Below are 21,661 nucleotides of genomic sequence, written 5' to 3'. Positions count from 1 at the left end.
ACGTGGGGTGGCGTGTGCGATGAAGGGCGTCAACGGCTGGCACGTCTCGGGCCGCCACCTTTCTCTTCGTCACCCCGGACTTGTTCCGGGGTCCACTCTGCGGCGAAGGGGACGGCTAGAGCCTCCAGCCACTCCCCCGCGGCCCGGTGGACCCCGGAACAAGTCCGGGGTGACGGCGGGGACACCCCGCCCCGCGTTGCGCGAAACCGCGCACGCCCCTAGGGAGCGACATCTGACTTTACCGGAGCTTCCCTTGTCCCACCCCACCTATGACGTCGTCGCGATCGGCAATGCGATCGTCGATATCCTCGCGCAGGCCGACGATGCGTTCATCGAGTCGATCGGCGTCGCCAAGGGCTCGATGCAGCTGATGTTTTCGCCCGAGGATGCCGACGCGCTCTACGACCGCATGGGTCCGGGGCGTGAGGTGTCGGGCGGATCGGCGGCGAACACCGTCGCCGGCATCGCGGCGCTCGGCGGCCGCACCGGCTTCATCGGCCAGGTCGCCGACGATCAGCTCGGCGAAGTGTTCGCGCACGACATCCGCGCGGCGGGCGTCGCCTTCACCACCGACGTGCGTCCCGGCCAGCCGACCACGGCGCGCTGCCTGATCTTCGTGACGCCGGACGGCCAGCGCACGATGAACACCTATCTCGGTGCCTCGCAGTTCCTGCCCGCCGCCGCGCTCGATCTCGGCATGATCGAAGACGCCGCGATCCTCTATCTCGAAGGCTATCTGTGGGACCCGGAAGAGCCGCGCGCCGCGATGCGCGTCGCGATCGAGGCCGCGCGCAAGGCGGGCCGCAAGGTCGCCTTCACGCTGTCCGACGTCTTCTGCATCGGTCGCCACGGCGGCGACTTCCGCCAGCTCATCGCGGATGGCCTGATCGACATCCTGTTCGCCAATGAAGGCGAACTGGCCGCGCTCGCCGAAACCGAGGATTTCGAGGCCGCGGTCGCCAAGATCGCAGCCCAGGTGCCGACGCTGGTCGTGACGCGCGGTGCGCACGGCGCCTGCGCGCTGCAGAACGGCACGCGTGCCGAAGTCGCGGCGGAGCCGATCGAGCGCGTCGTCGACACGACCGGCGCGGGCGATCTGTTCGCCGCCGGCTTCCTGCACGGTCAGGCGCAGGGCAAGGGCCTGGAAGAGTCGCTGAAGCTCGGTGCGATCTGCGCCGCCGAGATCATCAGCCACTTCGGCGCGCGTCCGAACGTCGACATGAAGGCGTTGATGGCCGCCAAGCTCGGCTGATCGCGCCCCTTGTAAGACGAACGGGGAGGTGCCGGCCGGCGCCTCCCTTTTCGTATGCGCGATGGACCGCCGGGCGGGCGGATCGCCATGGCCGGCATCGCCGCGCGCCGTTACAGCGGGCGTTCCTCCCTGCACGAGCCGACATGAGCCGCCTGATCCTCTTCAACAAACCCTATGACGTGCTCAGCCAGTTCACCGATCGCGGCACGCCGGCGGAGCGCGTCACGCTGTCACGCTTCATCGACGTACCCTGCGTCTATCCCGCCGGCCGGCTCGACCGCGACAGCGAAGGGCTGTTGCTGCTGACCGACGACGGCCGCCTCCAGGCGCGCATCGCCGATCCGAAGTTCAAGCTGCCCAAGACCTATCTCGTGCAGGTGGAAGGCGTCCCCGACGCCGCCGCGCTCGCCGCGCTTCGCACCGGCGTCATGCTGAAGGACGGCCCCACCCGCCCCGCCGAGGTGGAGGCGATCGAGCCGCCGGACCTGTGGCCGCGCACGCCCCCCATACGCGTGCGCCAGGCGATCCCCGACCGCTGGCTGCGCCTCACCATCCGCGAAGGCCGCAACCGCCAGGTCCGCCGCATGAACGCCGCCGTCGGCCACCCGACGCTCCGCCTGGTGCGCTGGCGGATCGGCGACTGGACGCTGGACAACCTCGCGCCGGGGGCATGGCGCGACGCCTGACGCCCCTGACGTGTGGGGTGATACATCCTCCCCCGCCAGGGGGAGGTGGCGCCGCCGAAAGGCGGTGACGGAGGGGGAGGATAGGAACGCCCCCCGTAACGCAGCGCAACCCTGACCGCCCCCTCCGCTAACCGCGCAACATCGCCAACTGCCCCCGCACCACGTCGAGGTTATGCTGGGCGAGGTGACTGCCCCGCCCCGCGACGCTGCCCTCGAGATCGGGCCGCTCGCCGATCGCGATCGCCCGCTCCCACGCCCCGCTCGCCAGCGGCAGCCATTGGTCCACCGCCCGCGCCGGATCGGCGATGGCGTGATGCAGCAGCAGGTCGCCGAGCACGAAGAAGAAATCCGGCGACTCCGCCCAGCGCGGCATCTCCGCCTCGGCCAGCGCCATCGCATCGCCCAGCCGCCCCGCCTTCGCCAGCGCGGCAATCGCGCACGTCACCAGCTCGTGCCGCCAGCCCGCGTCCGGCGGCGTCGCCGCCACCGCCTGCGCATAGCCTTCCGCCGACGCCGCGCCGTCGCCGCGCATGTCGGCATCCTTGGCGATCTGGTACAGCAGGTACGCATCCCCCGGCCGCCCGGCGAGCTCCGCCAGCAACAGCCGATGGTTGCGATCGCGCTTGCGGGCAAGCTGCGCCGCCCGATAGCCGTCATGCCCGATATGCAGCCCGGTCCGCACGCGCGGCACAGCGGAGGCGACCTGCTCATGCACCCGCCCCTCGAACCGCACGCCGCGCGGCAGCACCCGCGTAATCCAGCTCCGCGTCGTCGTCGCGCCCGCGCCATCGTCGCTCAGCACGCACGCCCGCCCCAGCCGCTCGCCCCCCGCGCACCAGTCACGCAAGGCCTCCCCGCCGCAGACAATCCATTCGTCCGCGTCGATCACCAGATGCCAGTCCGCATCGGCCAGCCCCAGCGCATGGTTGCGCGCCGCCGCGAAATCGTCAGGCCAGTCGAGCCGATGCACCTCCGCCCCGCACCCCTTTGCGATCGCAACGGTATCGTCCACCGACCCGGTATCCACCACCACCATCCGGTCGACGAACGGCGCCACACTCTCCAGGCACCGCGCGATACACCGCGCCTCGTCCCGCACGATCAGCGTCGCGGCAATGATGGGGGCAGAGGGCATGAAAGTCTTTCACTGTCGGAATAGGCAGGCAGTTGCACGGGATGGTTAATGAACCATTCGCTCCTGCTGAAGCACCCGTTCAGGCCGCCGCGAATACCCGTCATCTTCCTGGACCATCGATCGACGGTATCCTCCAATGCGCTTTGGCAAGAGCCACCGCCGATACAATGGGAAACCCCGTCTTTACGATGACTTGTCCCGTCGTCAGAACCTTGAACACGATAACGACCGGAGCCGTAAACCCAAACAGGAAGAGCAGGTCGTTAGGGTGAGTCCAGTCAATTCCGAGACCGACGAATCCGATCAGGCATCCGGCCACCCACAACGGCTTCCAGCGGAAATCGGGCGAGCGTACGACGGCAATGATAGACCAGACGCTGACCGCGATCACGATCAGCGCAAAGACGACGACCGTTATCTGAAACCCGTTCATACCCAGCCCCTCTGCGTCGACCAGCCGACCTTATAAACATCGCTGTATCAAGCCACCCCTGTCCTACACGCCCCGCCTCTGCTACCATTCCGCCATGCTCCGCGCCCTCCGCTCGCCCGCCCATCCCGCGGCGGGCCGGCGCAGGGGGCGTCTCCGAGCAAAACGTATCGTCCACTTCGTCCGCAGCCCCCGACTCGAACGCCGACTCGGGCGCCGGACCCGCTTGACCCGCTCGCCCCGATCCCGGACAGCGACGCCGTGACGCACCTGCCCCCACCCCCCGCCGACCTGTTGCGCGACGCCGCGCTGTTCCTCGATTTCGACGGCACGCTCGTCGAATTGCAGGAGCGGCCCGACGCCGTCCGCGTCGACGCGCGCCTCGCCACGCTGATCGAGCGGCTATCGCACGCGCTCGACGGCCGCGTCGCGATCATTTCCGGCCGGCCGGTCGACGGCATCCGCGCGCTGTTCGGCGCCCCCGCCTTCGCCATCTCCGGCAGCCACGGTCTGGAGGTCGCCTGGCCCGACGGCCGCGTCCACCAGGCGGAACGACCCGCCGCGCTCGACCGTATTGTCGCCGACATGCACGACTTCGCAACTGCAACACGAGGCGTCCTGGTCGAGGAAAAGCCCCTCGGCGCCGCGCTCCATTACCGCGCCGTTCCCACGGCCGAAGCCGCCGCGACGCAGCTCGCCACCCGCCTCGCCGCCGATACCGGCCTCCACCTGCAGACCGGCAAGATGATGGTCGAGGTGCGCGTCGCCGGTGCCGACAAGGGCAGCGCGCTGCGTCAGATGATGCAGGCCCCTGCCCTCACCGGTTACAAACCCGTCTTCCTCGGCGACGACGATACCGACGAACCCGCCATGGCCGCCGCCGCAACGCTCGGCGGCGCCGGCATCCTGATCGGCGCCCCCCGCGCCACCGCCGCCGCCTGGCGCCTCGACAGCGTCGCCGACACCCTCTCCTGGCTCGAAGCCGCAACCGAAAGCCTCAGTGCATGACCAGCGTAGACCTCTGGCCGATCGGCAATTGTCAGGTCAGCGCGCTGATCGATCGCGCCGGCCGCTACGTCTGGGCGTGCGTGCCGCGCGTCGATGGCGATCCGCTCTTCTCCGCCCTCGTCGGCGGTGCGGAACCGGAGAGCGGCTATTGGAGCGTCGAGATCGCCGATTCCGTGTCGGTCGAGCAGCAGTACATTCGCAACACGCCAATCCTGGTCAGCACGCATACCGACAGCGCCGGCAACGCGCTGGAGGTGATCGACTTCTGCCCGCGCTTCGATCGCCTCGGCCGCACCTACCGCCCGGTCGCCTTCGCGCGGATCGTCCGTCCGGTCTCGGGCAGCCCCCGCATGACGATGCGGCTGCGCACCACCTGCGGCTGGGGCGGTGCATGCCGCGAACAGATCGGCGGGTCGAACCACCTGCGCATCAACCTCGATACGATGCAGATGCGCCTCACCACCACCGCGCCGATCGGCATGATCCAGGAAGAGCGCATCTTCCGCCTCGAACGACCACTGCATTTCTTCCTCGGCCCCGATGAAAGCTTCAGCGGCGATCTGGCGGAATCGATGGAGGCGATGCTGACGCAGACGATCGCCGAATGGCAGGAATGGACGCGTGGCCTCGCCATCCCCCTCGAATGGCAGGACGTGGTCATCCGCTCGGCGATCACCCTCAAATTGTGCCAGCATGAGGAAACCGGCGCGATCGTCGCCGCGCTCACCACCTCGATCCCCGAACATGCCGGGTCGGAGCGCAACTGGGACTATCGCTACTGCTGGATCCGCGACGCCTATTATACCGTCCAGGCGCTGAACCGCCTCGGCGCGCTCGACGTGCTCGAGGGCTATCTCGGCTATCTGCGCAACATCGTCGACGATGCGCGCGGCGGCCATATTCAGCCATTGTACGGCGTCCTTGGCGAAGCGATGCTCACCGAACGCTTCGCGCCCGATCTGGCCGGCTATCGCGGCATGGGCCCGGTGCGCGTCGGCAACGCCGCCTACGAACAGCATCAATATGATGCCTACGGCCAGATCGTGCTGTGCAGCGTCCACGCCTTCTTCGACCAGCGCCTGCTGCGCCTCAATACGGTCGAGGATTTCCACCGCCTCGAACAGGTCGGCGAACGCGCCTGGACGCATTACGACAAGCCCGACGCCGGGCTTTGGGAGCTGCGCACGCGGCAGAGCGTCCACACCTATTCGGTCGCGATGTGCTGGGCGGCGTGCGACCGGCTCGCCAATGCCGCCCATGCGCTGGGCATGGAGGATCGCTGCACGTTCTGGCAGGATCGCGCCGACCATATTCGCAGCGTGATCGAAGACAAGGCGTGGCGGCCCGACACCAATCGCATGTCGGCGACCTTCTCGGGCGACGACCTCGACGCCAGCCTGATCCAGCTGCTCGACCTGCGCTTCTTCGAACCCACCGACCCGCGTTTCCTCGGCACGCTCGAGGCGGTCGAGCAAGGCCTGCGTCGCGGCAGCTTCATGCTGCGCTACGATACGGAGGATGATTTCGGCCTGCCCGAAACCGCCTTCAACGTCTGCACCTTCTGGCTGATCGAGGCGCTGCACGCCACCGGCCGCCACGACGATGCGCGGGCGCTCTTCGAAGAGATGCTGGCACGGCGTACCGCGTCAGGGTTGCTGTCCGAAGACATCGACCCTACGTCTCTGGAGCTGTGGGGCAACTACCCGCAGACCTATTCGCTGGTCGGCATGATCAACTGCGCCGTCCTGCTGTCCAAACCCTGGAGTTCGATCCGCTGAGCCGTCTGATCATCATTTCCAATCGTGTGTCCGCCCCCACGGGGTCCAAATCCGGGGGCGCACAGGGCGGCCTCGCCGTCGCCCTCGCCTCTGCGCTTCGCCAGTATAAGGGCATGTGGTTCGGTTGGTCGGGCGAGCGCACCGACGAATATACCGGCCAGATCACCTTCCAGCGCAGCGAAGGCGTCACCACCGCGACCGTCGACCTCGAAGAGCAGGATATCGAGGAATATTACAACGGCTACGCGAACCGCACCCTGTGGCCGCTCTTTCACTATCGCGTCGATCTGGCGGAATATGAACGCGAATTCGCCGGCGGGTACCAGCGCGTCAACGAACGCTTCGCCGACACCGTCCAGCCGCTGATCGAAGAAGACGACGCGGTCTGGATTCAGGATTATCACCTGTTCCCGCTGGGGCAGGAACTGCGCAAGCGCGGTGCGAAGAACCGCCTGGGCTTCTTCCTCCACATCCCCTGGCCGCCGCGCCGCCTGCTCGCCATCCTGCCCGAAGCAGAAGGGCTGGTCTGCAGCCTGTTCGCCTATGACGTCATCGGCTTCCACACCGACGAATGGCTGTCGTCGTTCCGCGACTATTGCACCGCCGAACTGGGCGCGACCGTCGAGGGCGACGAGCTGGTGCTGGACGATCGCCGCGTCCGCGTCATGGCCTGTCCGATCGGCATCGATGCCAAGGAATTTGCCGGCCTCGCCGTCAGCACGCGCGGCCGCCTTGCCTATCGCCAGATGCGCGACGCCGCAGTGGGGCGCGACATGATCGTCGGCGTCGACCGGCTCGATTATTCGAAGGGGCTGGAAGAACGCTTCCTTGGCTACGAACGCTTCCTCGTCGAGCATCCCGAGGAGCGCAAGGAAGTCACCTTGCTCCAGATTGCTCCGCCCAGCCGCGCGACGGTCGGCAGCTATCAGAAGATCCGCAGCAATCTCGAAGGCCTCGCGGGCCGGATCAACGGCGCCTACGCCGATATCGACTGGGTGCCGATCCGCTACGTCAACCAGGGCTATCCCCGCGACGTGCTCGCCGGCATCTACCGCGCCGCAAAGATCGGGCTCGTGACGCCGCTGCGCGACGGCATGAACCTCGTCGCCAAGGAATATGTCGCGGCGCAGAACCCCGAAGACCCCGGCGTCCTCATCCTGTCGCGCTTCGCCGGCGCCGCCTGCCAGCTGACCGACGCCGTCCTCATCAATCCCTATTCGGCCGAGGAAATGTCCGACGCGATCATGCTCGCGCTCCGCATGCCGCGCGAGGAACGCATCGAACGCTGGCAGCGGATGATGGACGTCATCATGCGCGAGGATATCGGCTGGTGGCGAAAGACCTTCACCGAGGCGCTGATGGAAGCCCCGTTGGAGATGGAGACGGAGGCGGAGCCGGCATGATGCGCGTCCGCGGCAGGGCTTCGGGCATCTCGTCGCGGATGAAGGCGTAGATCGCCTCGCGCACCTCGCACCGCAGATCGAACGCGGTGGAGGCGTCCTTGGCGGTCATCAGCCCGCGCACCTCCATCAGGCCATCCTGTTTTGAATCAGTAACTTGGCAGTTGAAGAACCGCTGGTCCCAACGGGGGCTGGCCCGGACGACCTCCTCCAGCTTCACCCTGATCCGGGCGACATCGGCGGCGGGATCGAGATACCAGAACACCGACCCCAGCAGCGCACTCGTCTCCCGGGTCCAGTTCTGGAAGCTGTTCTCGAGGAACTTCGACACCGGCACCACCAGCCGCCGGTCGTCCCAGATCCGGACCACGACATAGGTCAGCCGGATATCCTCGATCCGCCCCCATTCGTTGTCGATGATGACGACGTCGTCGATCCGGATCGGCTCGGTAAAGGCCATCTGGATGCCGGCGATCAGGTTCTTCAGCGCCGGCTGCGCCGCGGCGCCGATGGCAAGACCGGCGACGCCGGCAGAGGCCGCCAGCGTCACCCCGATCGTCCGCACCGACGGAATGCTCATCAGCATCATCATCGCCGTGATCAGGATCAGCACGAACACCCCGATTCGGTGCAGGATGCCGATCCGCGTCCGCCGCCGCCGCGCCCTCAGATTGTCGGCGGCGGTGATGTCGAACCGCACCTCGCTGATGTCCCGATAGGCGGTGAGCCCGGCGAGCAGCATCCAGCCGAAGATGCCCGGCGTCAGCAGCCCCAGCACCCGCTGCCAGATCGTCTCCCAATAGCGCGGCAGGTCCAATCCCGGACCCGATGCAGCTAGGGCGATGACGATCACCAGCCAGAAACTCGGCCGATCGAGCCGGGCGATCAGGATATCGTCGGTCTTCGTCGCGGTGCGTCCCGCCAGCCGGCGCAGCGCCGCAAACAGGATGCGATGAACCAGCGACAGCAGCAGGACGAACGCCAGCACGCCGCCAAGCTTCCCCGCCCAGTCCGGCAGGTCGATATCGAGATAGGGGATATGCATCGCCGCTAACACGCACCACGCCGGCAAAGGCTCCCCGCCCCCCTGCCCCGCCCCCTGCTCCGCCGCCCCGAACACAATGGCCGATCGGCGCGTTGTCGACACGGTTCGAATCAGCTGCTGTCACGAACTCGTCACATACAGGGTCCACCGCGGACATATGGCTACGACGCTCACCGCCGCTTCCCCCCAAACGGCTGCACGCGGCCCGCGGCTTGACGGGCACCTGCACCCTGCCGGCCGGTGGATCTTCCTGGCCGTCCTGATCGGCGCGCTGGGCTATGCCGGCGCCAGCATCCTGACGGACACGGCAGAGGTCGGCGAAACGCTCGCGACGGGCGTCTTTCTGTTCCTCGGTCTCGCGCTGCTGATCGCGCTCGGCTTCGAATTCGTGAACGGCTTCCACGACACCGCCAACGCCGTCGCCACCGTGATCTACACCCACGCCATGCCCGCGCCGCTGGCCGTCGTCTGGTCGGGCGTGTTCAATTTCCTCGGCGTGCTCGCCTCGTCCGGCGCGGTCGCCTATTCGATCATCACGCTGCTGCCCGTGGATCTGGTGATCAACACCGGCTCGGCGGGCGGGTTCGCGATGATCTTCGCGCTGCTGCTGGCGGCAGTGCTGTGGAACCTCGCGACCTGGTATGTCGGCCTCCCCAATTCGTCGAGCCACGCGCTGATCGGCTCGATCCTCGGCGTCGGCCTCGCCAATCAACTGCTCGCTCGGGGTTTGAACGGCACATCGGGTGTCGACTGGCATCAGGCGGAGAAGGTCTTTTCCGCGCTGTTCTTCAGCCCGCTGATCGGCTTCACCGCCGCCCTCGTACTCTTGCTGGTGATGAAGCGCTTCCTCCGCGACCCCAAGCTTTATCGCGAGCCCGACACGCAGGCGCCGCCGCCCAGGGGCATTCGCGCGACGCTGATCGCCACCTGCACCGCGGTCAGCTTCGCGCACGGCAGCAACGACGGGCAGAAGGGCATGGGCCTGATCATGCTGATCCTGATCGGCTGCGCGCCCACCGCCTATGCGCTGAACCGCACCGTCCCCGAAAGCGCGACGCCCGCCTTCGTGGCACAGGCGCGCTCGGCCGCAGAAATCTACGCGCGCCAGCCGGGGCCGGAACCGACGGTCGACATCGCCCGTGCGACGGTGACGCGCGGCCTCGCCGAACGCCGGGTCGATACGCCCGCCATGTATGGTGCACTCGCCTCGCTGTCGCGCGATGTCGGCGACAAGCTGGAAAGCTACGGCTCGCTCGGCAAGGTGCCCGCCGCGGCCACGCCCAATTTGCGTGGCGACATGTACCTCGTCCTCGATGCTGGCAAGCTCATCGTCGCCGATGAAGGCGCCCGCACCCACTTCACCGCCGCCGAGATCGACGGGATCAAGGCCTATGGCAGCCGGTTGGAACAGGGCACGCGCTACATCCCGCTCTGGGTGAAGATCACCGTCGCGATCGCGCTGGGCCTCGGCACGATGGTCGGCTGGCGGCGGATCGTTGTCACCGTCGGCGAACGGATCGGCAAGACCCACCTCACCTATGGCATGGGCATGTCGGCCGAGCTGGTGACTGCGGCGACGATCCTGCTTGCTGATCGCTTCGCCATGCCGGTGTCGACGACGCATATCCTGTCGTCGGGCGTCGCCGGCGCGTCGGTCGCGAATGGTGCAGGCCTGCAATGGCGCACCGTGCGCAACATGGCGCTCGCCTGGTTCATGACCTTGCCCGCCGCGATGCTGTTGTCGGGCGTGCTCTACTGGATCCTGCTCACCGTGCTGCGCACGACGATGGCCGCATAAGCGCAACACTTCCGTAACCTCGCCGTGACCGCGGCGTCACATCGGCAGGCTATGCATCGCCCATAAGGGAACAGCGGGTTCCCGAGGGGGCCACGCATGACCACCGACACGACCACCGCCGATATCCTCGCCTTCGTGCCGCAGCGGCCGACCGTGCCGGAGGCTGCGGGCGTCACGCGCCGTCGCTATCGCACGATCTGGATTTCGGACGTCCACCTCGGCACCCGCGGCTGCAATGCCGACATGCTGATCGACTTCCTCGACCATGTCGACAGCGACCAGCTCTATCTCGTCGGCGACATCATCGACGGCTGGCGCCTCAAGAAGCGCTTCTACTGGCCGGCGAGCCACAATGACGTCGTCTGGCGCCTGATGAAGCGCGCCAAGCGCGGCACCCGCGTCACCTACATCCCCGGCAACCATGACGAGGTGTTCCGCCAGTTCGCCGGCATGGACTTCGGCGGCGTCAAGATCCGCCGCAAGGCGATCCACACCACCGCCGACGGCCGCCGCCTGCTGGTGCTGCACGGCGACGAATTCGACGCGATCACGCTCGCGCACCGCTGGGTCGCGTTCATCGGCGACAGCGCCTACACCGCGCTGATGGTGGTGAACCAGTGGCTCAACGTCGCGCGACGCCGCCTCGGCATGCCCTATTGGTCGCTGTCGAAGCACGCCAAGGCGAAGGTGAAGAACGCCGTCGCCTTCATCTCGCACTTCGAAGAGGTCGTCGCCCATGCCGCGGGATCGCGCGGCGTCGATGGCGTGGTGTGCGGGCACATCCACACCGCCGAAATCCGCGATATCCAGGGCGTCGCCTATTATAACGACGGCGATTGGGTAGAGGGCTGCACCGCCCTGGTCGAACATTTCGACGGCCGCATGGAGTTGCTCCATTGGGCGGATGAGATTGCGGCACGCAATGCCCCGGCCAGCACCGATAGCGTGATCCGCGCCGCCTGATGCGCATCGCCCTCGTCACCGACGCCTGGGCGCCCCAGGTCAACGGCGTGGTCCGCACGCTCACCGCCGTCCGCGACGAGCTGGAGGCGCAGGGCCATCGATTGCTCGTGATCTCGCCCGATCGCTTCGCCAGCCTGCCCTGCCCCAGCTATCCCGAAATCCGGCTGGCGCTGGCGCGCAGCGGCACGATCGGGCGGCTGATCCGCGACTTCGACGCGGATGCCGTGCATATCGCCACCGAAGGTCCCCTGGGCCTTGCCGCGCGGCGCTGGTGCGTCGGCGACGGCGTGCGCTTCACCACCGCCTATCACACGCAATTTCCCGATTATGTCGCGGCACGCACCGGCGTGAATGCCGAATGGATCTGGCGCTATATTCGCTGGTTCCATGCCCCCGCCGACGCGATCCTCACCTCGACCCCCTCGGTCGATGCGGTGCTGCGCGCGCATGGCCTGCCGCATTTGCGCCGTTGGGGCCGCGGCGTCGACCTCGCGACCTTCACCGCCGATGGGCCGCGCGATCCCGTCATCACCGCCTTGCCAGGCCCGATCCAGCTCTACGTCGGCCGCGTCGCGGTCGAGAAGAATATCGAGGGGTTCCTCCAGTCGACGACGCCCGGCAGCAAGGTGGTCGTGGGCGACGGTCCCGCGCTGGCGATGCTGGCGGCGCGCTACCCGCAGGCGCATTTTCTGGGACCGCGCTTCGGCGCGGACCTCGCCGCGGCCTATCGCAGCGCCGACGTGCTGGTCTTCCCCAGCCGCACCGACACGTTCGGACTCGTGATGATCGAGGCGCTCGCCTGCGGCACCCCCATCGCGGCACTCCCCGCACCGGGGCCGGTGGACGTGCTGGACGAGAGCGTCGGTGCGATCGACGCCGACCTCGACGTCGCCATCCCGGGCGCGCTGACCCGCGACCGCGCAACCTGCACGGCCTATGCCGCCCGCTTCACTTGGGCGAGCAGCGCGGCGCAGTTCCTCGACAGCCTCGCGCCCCTGCGCGCGCCGGAGAGCCGCGCGGCCTAGCCGTCCACCAGCGCGAAACGTAGACGCGCTATCCCCGCCTGGCGGGGTTCACCGTGCCGCGCCTTCGATTGCTGTCCGCTCTTGCGGCACGGTGAACGGGTTAAATGGTTTACTCGAGTCCACCACCCAGCGAGCGGTATAGTTCGACAAGGTTGCTGATGCGTGTCAGTCGGGTCGTGACCAACTGCTGCTGTGCCGCATAAGCGGACCGCTGCGAATCCAGCGTGTTGAGGAACGATTCCACCCCCGCCCGATAACGCGCGTCGGAAATGCGCAGCGCCACGTTCGCCGCCCCGACACGGGCGGTCTGCGCCGCAATCTGTTCGTCGATCGTGCCGCGCTGTGCCAGCGCGTCGGCGACCTCGCGGAATGCGGTCTGCACCGTCTTCTCATAGGTCGACACCGCCGCCTGCTGCGACGCGCGGGCATAATCGACATTGCCCCGCAGCCGTCCGCCATCGAACAGCGGCAGCGATACCGACGGCGCGCCGGTATAGGTGAAGCTGCCCCCCGCGAAGAGTCCGCTCAGCGCGGTGCTGATCGTCCCCAGCGTCGCGGTCAGGGAGATGCGCGGGAACAGAGCCGCTCGCGCCGCGCCTATATTGGCATTCTGTGCGATCAGCTGATGCTCGGCCTGCAACACGTCGGGCCGACGCAGCAGGACCTCGGACGACAGGCCCGCGGGCAGCACCTGCAACGCGGCATCGCCGTTGCCCAGCCCTTGCGGCAGCAGGTCCGCCGTCACCGGCGTGCCGACCAATAGGTCGAGCGCGTTCTTGTCCTGCGCCACCCGCGTCTTCAGCACGGCGATGTCGTTGCGCGCGCTCTGATAGCTGGTTTCCGCCTGCCGCGCTTCCAGTTCGGAGGCGACACCGATGCGGAACTGGGCCCGCGTCAGCTCCAGCGATTGCTCGAACGCCTTCAGCGTCTCTTGCGAGATGCGCAGCTGGTCCTGATCCGACCCCAGGGTCGCCCAGGCCGTCGCGATCTCGGCGATCAGACTGATCCGCGCGGCGCGCTGCGCCTCTTCCGACGCGAAATATTGTTCTAGCGCGGCGCGGTTGAGGTTGCGGACGCGGCCGAACAGGTCGAGCTCGAAGGCCGAAAAACCAGCGTTGACCGAGTAGAATTCGAGGTTCGACGAATTGGACCCGACCGCCGCGCCGCCGGCCCCGGCACCCACGCCGCCACCGGTTCCCGCGCCCGCTCCGGCGCCCGCGCCGCTACCCGCGCCAGCGCCCGCCCCGGCGGAGGCGCCGCCGAAGATATTGTTGGTGTACGTCCCCGACCCCGACACCGTCGTCGACGGCACCAGGTCGGCCCGCTGGATGCGATATTGCGCCCGCGCTTGCAGTACATTGGCCGCGGCGACCCGCAGATCGCGGTTGTTCTCCAGCCCCAACGCGATCGTCTTGCGCAGCCGGTCGTCAGTGAAGAACGTCTGCCAGCCGATCTTGCTGACGTCGGGCGCATCGGTCGCCGCGGCCGGATACACGCCGCCCTGCGGCAGGGCCGCCGGCACCGCGCCTTCGGGCCGGACGTATTTCGGTGCGAGGTTGCACCCCGCGAGCGCGCTGGCGCCCAGCAGCGCGAGGACGATTTTGCGTGTCATCACCACTCAGGCTCCCTGCGGACGGGGCGCATCGCCCTCGCCGTCCGCGTCATTGCTGTCATGCTGCCTGTCCTCGACGGGCCGCTTGCCGTCATGGCCGTGCCCGAACAGACGCAGCACCACGACGAAGAACATCGGCACGAAGAAGATCGCGAGCAGCGTCGCCGACAGCATGCCGCCGACCACCGCACGACCGATCGCATTCTGCCCGCCCGCACCTGCGCCGGTCGAGATCGCCAGCGGCAACACGCCGAAGATGAAGGCGAGGCTGGTCATCAGGATTGGGCGCAGACGCAGTTTCGCCGCCTCCACCGCCGCGTCGAACGGCCGCATGCCTTCGTTGATGCGCTCTTCGGCAAACTCCACGATCAGGATCGCGTTCTTCGCCGACACGCCGATCGTCGTGATCAGACCGACCTGCAGATAGATGTCGTTGTTGAGGCCCGTCAGCCACGCCGCCAACACCGCACCCAGCACGCCGAGCGGCACCACCAGCATCACCGAAATCGGCACCGACCAGCTTTCGTACAGCGCGGCAAGGCACAGGAACACGATCAGCAGCGACAGGCCGTACAGCGCAGGCGCCTGACCACCGGACAGCCGTTCTTCGAACGACAGCCCCGTCCATTCGAGCGCGGTGCCCGGTGGCAGCTTGGCGTGGATTTCTTCCATCGCCTGCATCGCCGCACCCGTGCTGAGGCCCGGGCCCGGCGAACCCTGCAACTGCATGGCCGGCTGCCCATTGTAACGGGTCAGCTGCACCGGCGCATTGGCCCATTCCAGCGTCGCGAAGGCGGTGAACGGCACCATCTGCCCCGTGCCGTTCCGCACGTACAGATCGCCGACATCCTCCGGGCTGAGGCGATAGGGCGCATCGGCCTGGACGTAGACGCGCTTGACGCGGCCACGATCGATGAAGTCGTTGATATAGCCACCGCCCCACGCCGTCGCGATCGTCGAATTGACGTCGGCAAGGTCGAGACCCAGCGCGCGCGCCTTGTCCTCGTCGATCTTCACCTTCAGCTGCGGGGCGTCATCCAGGCTCAGCGGGCGGACCTGCGCCAGGCGCTTGTCCTGCATCGCCATGCCCAGCATCATGTTGCGGGCCTGCACCAGCTTTTCGTGACCGATGCCGCCGGTGTCGACCAACTGCGCATCGAAGCCGGTCGCGTTACCCAGTTCCTGCACGGCCGGCGGCACCAGCGCGAAGATCAGCCCGTCCTTATACTGGCTGAACGCACCCATCGCCCGTCCGACGATCGCCTGCGCCTTGTTGTCGGCCCCGCTGCGCTCGTCCCACGGCTTCAGGTTCACGAAGACCAGACCGGCATTCTGCCCCTGACCTGCGAAGCTGAACCCGTTGATCGTGAACACACCGGCGACGTTGGCACCTTCGGCTTTCATGAAGTGATCGCGGACGAGGGTCAGCCCCTTGTCCGTGCGCGCACTCGTCGCACCGGCCGGGCCCTGCACCAGCGCCAGCACCGTGCCCTGATCCTCGTCGGGCAGGAAGCCCGAGGGCAGGCGCGTGAACACCAGCACCATGCCACCGACGATCAGGGCATAGACCAACAGCGACCGCTTCCAGCTCCGCGCAGTGCGCTTCACGCCACCTTCGTACTTCTGCTGACCGCGTTCGAACCGATCGTTGAACCAGCGGAAGAAGCGCGCGAACGGCCCGTTGCCTTCCGCCTTGTTCGGGTCGTGCGGCTTCAGGATCGTCGCGCACAGCGCCGGCGTCAGGATCAGCGCGACCATGACCGATAGCACCATCGCCGACACGATCGTGATCGAGAACTGGCGATAGATCACGCCGGTCGATCCGCCGAAGAATGCCATCGGCAGGAACACCGCCGACAGGACGAGGCCGATGCCGATCAGCGCGCCGCTGATTTCGTCCATCGACTTGCGCGCTGCATCCTTGGGGCTGAGATGTTCGGTGACGATCAAACGCTCGACGTTCTCGACCACGACGATCGCGTCGTCGACCAGCAGGCCGATGGCGAGCACCATGCCGAACAAGGTCAGCGTGTTGATCGTGAAGCCCGCCACCGCCATCACCGCGAAGGTGCCGAGCAGCACCACCGGCACCGCGATCGTCGGGATCAGCGTCGCCCGCCAGTTCTGGAGGAACAGGAACATCACCAGAAAGACGAGGACGACCGCCTCGATCAACGTGTGGATCACCTGCTCCACCGACAGCCGCACGAACGGCGTGGTGTCATAGGGGTAGATGACCTTGACGTCGGCGGGCAGCGTCTTGCCGATCTCCTGCGCGCGCGCCTTCACCAGCTCCACCGTGTCGAGCGCATTGGCACCTGCGGCAAGGCGCACGCCGAAACCGGACGCGGGCTTGCCGTTATACTGGACGTCGAAGCCGTAATTCTCCGCGCCCAGCTCCACCCGCGCCACGTCGCGCAGCCGTACGACGGCGCCCGCGGTGGTGGTCTTCAGCCGGATCGCGCCGAACTGTTCGGGCGTCTGAAGCCGCGACTGTACGCTGACGGTCGCGTTCAGCATCTGCGACTTGGGAGCAGGCTGCGCGCCGATCTGACCGGCGGACACCTGCGCGTTCTGCGCCTGGACCGCGGACGTCACATCGGCGACGGTCAGCGCGTAGCTGTTGAGCTTGATCGGATCGAGCCAGATGCGCATCGCATATTGCGCGCCGAACACCTGCAACTCGCCGACGCCCGACACGCGGCTGATCGGATCCTGGAACTTCGACACGACCATGTCGGACAGGTCGGTGTTGCTGTGCGACCCATCGGTGGAGACGAGACCGACGACCAGCAGGAAGCTGGCGGAGGACTTCGTGACCTGGATGCCCTGGCGCTGCACCTCCTGCGGCAACAGCGGGGTCGCCGCCTGCAGCTTGTTCTGCACCTGCACCTGCGCGATGTCGGGGTTGGTCCCCTGTTCGAAGGTCAGCGTGATCGTCACCGTCCCCGCCGAGGAAGACGAGGACGAAAAATAACGCAGGTTGTCGATACCTTTAAGCTGCTGCTCGATGATCTGCGTCGTCGTGCGTTCCAGCGTTTCGGCATCGGCACCCGGATAGCTCGCGGTGATCGCGACCGCGGGCGGCGCGATTTCCGGAAACTGCGCCACGGGCAGGCTGCGGATCGCGATCGCGCCGGCCAGCATCATGACGATGGCGATGACCCATGCGAAGATGGGTCGATCGATGAAATAGCGTGCCATGGTTCGTTACTTCGCCTGGCCCTGCGCCTGCGGCTGCCCTTGCGGACCGCCGGCAGGCTTGGCGTTCGGATTCCACGGCTCGCCCTTCACCGGCATGCCCGGCCGCAGCATCATGCCGCCTTCGACGATCACCTTGTCGCCGGGTTTCAGCCCGCCGGTGACGAGCCAGTTGTCGCCAATCGTCCGCGTCGTCTGCAAGCTGCGCGGCTGCACCTTGCCATCGGCGCCGATCACCATCGCCGTCGCCTGACCCTTTTCGTCGCGCGTCACCGCGCGCTGCGGCACCAGCATGCCATTCTGCTTGATGCCCTGCACCAGCGACGCACGCACGAACATGCCCGGCAGCAGCAACCCGTTGGGATTGGGGAACAGCGCGCGGATCACCTGCGATCCGGTCGTCGGATCGACGGTGACGTCGGCAAAGCGCAACGTCCCCTGCGGGCCATAGGCCGTGCCGTCCTCCAGCGTCAGCTTCACGGGCGCATTGCCGTCGCGCAGCAGCTGACCGTCCATGATTTGCTGGCGCAGCTTCAGCAGGTCGGCACTCGACTGCTGGATATCGACGTACACGGGATCGAGCCGCTGGATCGTCGCCAGCGCCTCGGTCTGCGATGCGGAGACGAGCGCACCGGTCGTGAACACCGACCGGCCGATCCGGCCGCTGATCGGCGCGCGGATCGTGGTACGCGCCAGATCGATCTGCGCCGTACGCAGCGCTGCTTGCTGCGCCGCAACGTCGGCGCGCGCCTGCTGCGCGCTCGTCTGGGCGTTTTCATATTCCTGACGCGCGATGGCGTTGATTTTGACCAATTCGCCATAGCGACGGGCCAGCGCCTCGCTCGACGCGATCGCAGCACGCGCGCGAGCCAGCGCCGCACGGGCACTGGCGACCTGCGCCTGATAGGGCGCGGAATCGATGCGATACAGCGGCTGGCCTGCGCGGACCATGTCGCCTTCGGTAAACAGGCGCGCGCGGATCAGGCCGTTGACCTGCGGCCGCACCTCGGACGTTTCGAAGGCGGTGGTACGCCCCGGCAATTCGGTGGTCAGCGTCACGGGCTGTTCGCGCACGACGACATAGCCGACCGTGGGCGGCCCCTGCGGCGCCTGCTGCTGCTGTTGCCCCTTGCCGCCGCAGGCCGTGAGCGTTCCGCCCATAACCAGTGCCAACGCTAGCGTCGCCGCGCCGTGTCGCTTATCCGCCATGCCGAAATGTCCGATTTTGATTTTTGTGAGTGATCGATCACTCACGCTCTGGTACAACCGGATTCGAACGGGCGTCAACCCGTGCCGGGACGAGGATGGAATGAACGACGCGAATTTTTGTTGCACCGCACCCAGGAATAAAGCGGACGCGCGTCGTGAACGTGTGATCGAGGCTGCTCGCAAGCTCTTCATCGACAAAGGTTTTCACAGCACCGGCATCGCGCAGATCGCAAAAGAATCGGGCATCGCGGTCGGCCAGCTGTATCGCGACTTTTCGGCCAAGGAGGACATCGTTGCCGCGATCGTCGACGCCGATTGCTGCGCGTTCATGGCAGGCGACTCGCTGCGCGCCGCCATTGAAAACAATGACGCGGCCTTGGTGCGCGACTGGTTGCACCAGTTCATCACCGCCGAGGACGCCGAGGAGGACGTCGAAAATTCGCGCCTGTTCGCAGAAATCGTCGCGGAGGCGGGACGCAACGAACGGATTGCGGCGATCTTTCGCAGAATCAACGACGACGTCCGCGGCCTGATGCTCAACGCGTTGGAAATGCTCGCCCCCTCGCCGCGGATGGCGGAACGGCGTGCGGTCTTGTCGGACATGATTTCAACGATGGCGCTCGGCATGCTGCATCAGGAGTTGATCCGCCGCGATTTCGATCGCGGTCCGCTTGCACGGGCGTTCATCGTCACGGTCGACCGAGAGATCGACGCAATGCGCGCCGAGGGGACACCAGATCAGACCCCTTGAGCTGACGCTCTCCTAGCGGCTCGGCCACATCGCCAGGCTGGTGTCGACCATCCGCTCGAGTTCATCGCGCCTGGCGCCCGATCCCGCCTGCACCGCCATCCCCTGCAACAGCGCGTAAAGATAGCTGGTAAGACCGCTGATATCGACCGCCGCGGGCAGATCCCCATCTGCCTTCGCCCGCTCGAACCGTTCGACTAGTGCCGCCTGCGATGATGCGCGACGCGCGATCATCTCGCCCCGAACCGAATCGGCTTCCGATCCGCAGGGCATGGTGGCGATCACGCCCAGGCACCCCTTCGGCTCACCAGGACTGGTCTGCATCGCCAAGGCGCCGCGCAGGATCGTCTCCGCGACGCCACGCGCGGTCGGCTGCTCCAGCGCCGCGCGCATATATTCCAGCTTTTCCTGCTCGTAGAGGTCGAGCGCCTTGTGAAACAGCGCTTCCTTATTGCCGAAGGCCGCGTACAGGCTGGGGCGCGTGATCCCCATCGCCTCGGTCAAATCGGCGAGCGACGTACCTTCATACCCCTTGCTCCAGAAGACGCGCAGCGCCGCGGCGAGGGCCGTATCCGTGCAGAATTCCCGCGGACGCCCCTTCGCACACGGGCCGGGTGACGCGGTAAGAACGCTTTCCATATCGCTCAGTATAGAAAGTCTGGCGCGCCGAACAACACCGTATCGGCACTACCGCTTACGCGGCGCGCTTTCCGGGCTGGCGTTGCCGCGGAGCCGCGCTTTTCGTTCCCATGATCTGCCGCGCGACCGCCTCGGCGATCTTGATACCATCGACCGCGGCCGACAGGATGCCGCCGGCATAGCCTGCTCCCTCGCCCGCCGGAAACAGACCGATCGTATTGAGGCTCTGCAAATCCTCGCCCCGCGTGATGCGGATCGGCGACGAGGTGCGCGTTTCCACCCCCGTCATCACCACATCGGGGTGATCATATCCCGCAATCTGCCGTCCGAAGACCGGCAGCGCCTCGCGCATCGCCGCGATGACGAAATCGGGCAGGCAGGTTGCAAGGTCGGTCGGCGTCACGCCCGGCCGATATGACGGCGCGATCGATCCCAGCGCGGTCGACGGCCGCCCCGCCAGGAAATCCCCCACCCGCTGCGCCGGCGCCTTGTAGCTCGATCCGCCCGCAACGAACGCCAGTTTCTCGATCTGGCGCTGCAGCGCAATGCCGGCGAGCGGATCGCCCGGATAGTCGCGCGCCGGATCGATCGCGACGACGAAGCCCGAATTGGCGTTGCGCTCGTTCCGCGAATATTGGCTCATGCCGTTGGTGGCGACCTGCCCTTCCTCGGACGTCGCCGCCACCACCGTGCCGCCCGGGCACATGCAGAAACTGTAGACCGTCCGCCCGTTCGAACAGTGATGCGAGATATGATATTCGGCCGCGCCCAGAATGGGATGGCCGGCATTGGGGCCAAAGCGCGCCTGATCGATCCAGGATTGCGGGTGCTCGATCCGCACGCCGATCGAAAAGGGCTTGGCCTCGATATAGACGCCCGCCTCGTGCAGCATCGCGAACGTGTCGCGCGCACTGTGCCCGACGGCCAGCACCACCTGCTCCGCCTCCAGATAGTCGCCATTGTGCAGGTGCAGCCCGCGCATCCGGCGCGTGCCATCCGCGTCGACCGCGACGTCGATGCCATCGACGCGGCGTTCGAAGCGATATTCGCCGCCCAACGCCTCGATCGTCGCACGCATACTCTCGACCATCGTGACCAGCCGGAACGTGCCGATATGCGGGTGCGCCTCGGTCAGGATTTCCTCGGGCGCGCCCGCTTTCACGAACTCGGTCAGCACCTTGCGGTCGAGATGGCGCGGATCCTTGATCCGGCTGTAAAGCTTGCCGTCCGAGAACGTACCCGCCCCGCCCTCACCGAACTGGACGTTCGATTCGGGGTTGAGCTCGCTACGCCGCCACAGACCCCAGGTATCCTTGGTGCGCTCGCGCACCACCTTGCCGCGATCGACGATGATCGGGCGGAATCCCATCTGGGCGAGGATCAGGCCCGCGAACAGGCCACACGGCCCCGTCCCGATCACCACCGGCCGTGGCCCGGTGTAATCCGCAGGCGCCTTGGCAACGAAGCGATAGCCGGTGTCCGGCGTCGGCCCGACGTTGCGGTCGCGGCGGCAGCGGGCCAGCACCGTGCCCTCGTTCTTCACCGTCACGTCGACGGAATAGACGAGCTGGATGTCCATCTTGTCGCGCGCGTCATTCGCCCGCCGCGCCACCGAATAGCGCACCAGATCGCGCGGCCCGATCCGCAGCCGATCCCGGATCGCCGCCGCCAGCGCCTCCTCGGGATGATTGAGGGGGAGTTTCAGCTCATTGATGCGCAGCATGCCGCCAGG

General features: G+C 67.0%; 17 protein-coding genes. 9 read left to right on the top strand and 8 right to left on the bottom strand.

Annotated features, from left to right (window positions below; genetic code table 11):
• The first annotated feature begins 253 nt into the window (after positions 1–253).
• Entirely contained in the window at positions 254–1,252 is a 999-nt protein-coding gene (locus tag SPHME3_RS0109590) for an adenosine kinase (RefSeq protein WP_017979381.1), read from the top strand.
• A 143-nt stretch (positions 1,253–1,395) separates the two neighbouring features.
• Positions 1,396–1,938 (top strand): pseudouridine synthase, encoded by a 543-nt coding sequence (locus tag SPHME3_RS0109585; protein ID WP_017979382.1) that lies wholly within the window; start codon positions 1,396–1,398, stop codon positions 1,936–1,938.
• A gap of 127 nt (positions 1,939–2,065) precedes the next feature.
• Here SPHME3_RS0109585 and SPHME3_RS0109580 read toward each other — a convergent pair whose 3' ends face one another.
• A complete protein-coding gene (locus tag SPHME3_RS0109580; protein WP_017979383.1) occupies positions 2,066–3,073 on the bottom strand; it encodes a glycosyltransferase family 2 protein in 1,008 nt (335 codons plus the stop codon).
• A 100-nt stretch (positions 3,074–3,173) separates the two neighbouring features.
• The gene (locus SPHME3_RS0109575) at positions 3,174–3,506 is read right to left on the bottom strand and encodes a hypothetical protein (RefSeq protein WP_017979384.1); all 333 of its coding nucleotides are present in this window, start codon (positions 3,504–3,506) and stop codon (positions 3,174–3,176) included.
• 258 nt (positions 3,507–3,764) lie between these two features.
• On the opposite strand from SPHME3_RS0109575, the gene otsB reads away from it, so the two are divergent.
• From otsB to SPHME3_RS0109560, 3 genes are read left to right on the top strand one after another with little or no spacing between them, the layout of a single operon-like run.
• The gene (otsB, locus tag SPHME3_RS0109570; RefSeq protein ID WP_017979385.1) at positions 3,765–4,511 is read left to right on the top strand and encodes a trehalose-phosphatase; all 747 of its coding nucleotides are present in this window, start codon (positions 3,765–3,767) and stop codon (positions 4,509–4,511) included.
• On the top strand, positions 4,508–6,289 hold the full coding sequence (locus tag SPHME3_RS0109565; RefSeq protein WP_017979386.1) for a glycoside hydrolase family 15 protein: 1,782 nt from the start codon (positions 4,508–4,510) through the stop codon (positions 6,287–6,289). The genes otsB and SPHME3_RS0109565 overlap by 4 nt, the downstream gene beginning before the upstream one ends.
• Positions 6,286–7,692: an alpha,alpha-trehalose-phosphate synthase (UDP-forming) gene (locus SPHME3_RS0109560; protein WP_026151871.1), complete on the top strand. Its 1,407-nt coding sequence runs from the start codon at positions 6,286–6,288 to the stop codon at positions 7,690–7,692. Before SPHME3_RS0109565 ends, SPHME3_RS0109560 begins: the two co-directional genes overlap by 4 nt.
• Here the strand turns inward: SPHME3_RS0109560 and SPHME3_RS0109555 are convergent.
• Positions 7,634–8,734, bottom strand: a complete 1,101-nt coding sequence (locus SPHME3_RS0109555) for a mechanosensitive ion channel family protein (protein WP_017979388.1) — start codon at positions 8,732–8,734, stop codon at positions 7,634–7,636. The two genes, SPHME3_RS0109560 and SPHME3_RS0109555, sit on opposite strands and share 59 nt — an antisense overlap.
• Positions 8,735–8,891: 157 nt before the next feature.
• Here SPHME3_RS0109555 and SPHME3_RS0109550 point away from each other — a divergent pair, with 157 nt between their 5' ends.
• From SPHME3_RS0109550 to SPHME3_RS0109540, 3 genes are all read left to right on the top strand, one after another.
• Entirely contained in the window at positions 8,892–10,532 is a 1,641-nt protein-coding gene (locus tag SPHME3_RS0109550) for an inorganic phosphate transporter (RefSeq protein ID WP_017979389.1), read from the top strand.
• Between the two features lie 96 nt (positions 10,533–10,628).
• Positions 10,629–11,495 carry a UDP-2,3-diacylglucosamine diphosphatase gene (locus tag SPHME3_RS0109545; protein ID WP_017979390.1) on the top strand — a complete coding sequence of 289 codons (867 nt, stop codon included), beginning with the start codon at positions 10,629–10,631 and terminating at the stop codon, positions 11,493–11,495.
• Entirely contained in the window at positions 11,495–12,520 is a 1,026-nt protein-coding gene (locus SPHME3_RS0109540; protein WP_017979391.1) for a glycosyltransferase family 4 protein, read from the top strand. The genes SPHME3_RS0109545 and SPHME3_RS0109540 overlap by 1 nt, the downstream gene beginning before the upstream one ends.
• Positions 12,521–12,629: 109 nt before the next feature.
• On the opposite strand, the gene SPHME3_RS0109535 is transcribed toward SPHME3_RS0109540, so the two are convergent.
• Genes SPHME3_RS0109535 through SPHME3_RS0109525 form a run of 3 tightly spaced genes read right to left on the bottom strand, consistent with a single transcriptional unit; the run spans position 12,630 to position 18,542 of the window.
• On the bottom strand, positions 12,630–14,132 hold the full coding sequence (locus SPHME3_RS0109535) for an efflux transporter outer membrane subunit (RefSeq protein ID WP_029720456.1): 1,503 nt from the start codon (positions 14,130–14,132) through the stop codon (positions 12,630–12,632).
• Positions 14,133–14,138: 6 nt separating this feature from the next.
• Complete coding sequence (locus tag SPHME3_RS0109530; RefSeq protein WP_017979393.1) at positions 14,139–17,336, bottom strand: efflux RND transporter permease subunit; 3,198 nt, start codon at positions 17,334–17,336, stop codon at positions 14,139–14,141.
• A 6-nt stretch (positions 17,337–17,342) separates the two neighbouring features.
• Positions 17,343–18,542, bottom strand: a complete 1,200-nt coding sequence (locus SPHME3_RS0109525) for an efflux RND transporter periplasmic adaptor subunit (RefSeq protein ID WP_024310302.1) — start codon at positions 18,540–18,542, stop codon at positions 17,343–17,345.
• A gap of 100 nt (positions 18,543–18,642) precedes the next feature.
• Between SPHME3_RS0109525 and SPHME3_RS0109520 the strand changes: the two genes are divergently transcribed.
• Complete coding sequence (locus SPHME3_RS0109520) at positions 18,643–19,293, top strand: TetR/AcrR family transcriptional regulator (RefSeq protein WP_226341811.1); 651 nt, start codon at positions 18,643–18,645, stop codon at positions 19,291–19,293.
• 12 nt (positions 19,294–19,305) lie between these two features.
• On the opposite strand, the gene SPHME3_RS0109515 is transcribed toward SPHME3_RS0109520, so the two are convergent.
• Positions 19,306–19,929, bottom strand: coding sequence for a TetR/AcrR family transcriptional regulator (locus tag SPHME3_RS0109515; RefSeq protein WP_017979396.1), 624 nt, complete (start codon positions 19,927–19,929; stop codon positions 19,306–19,308).
• Between the two features lie 55 nt (positions 19,930–19,984).
• A complete protein-coding gene (locus tag SPHME3_RS0109510; protein ID WP_017979397.1) occupies positions 19,985–21,652 on the bottom strand; it encodes an NAD(P)/FAD-dependent oxidoreductase in 1,668 nt (555 codons plus the stop codon).
• Between the last annotated feature and the right edge of the window lie 9 nt (positions 21,653–21,661).

It is taken from the genome of Sphingomonas melonis DAPP-PG 224 (assembly GCF_000379045.1).
GTDB classification, from domain to species: domain Bacteria; phylum Pseudomonadota; class Alphaproteobacteria; order Sphingomonadales; family Sphingomonadaceae; genus Sphingomonas; species Sphingomonas aquatilis.
Note: the sequence above shows the minus strand (reverse complement) of the source record. Positions and strands in the feature narration are given on the sequence as shown.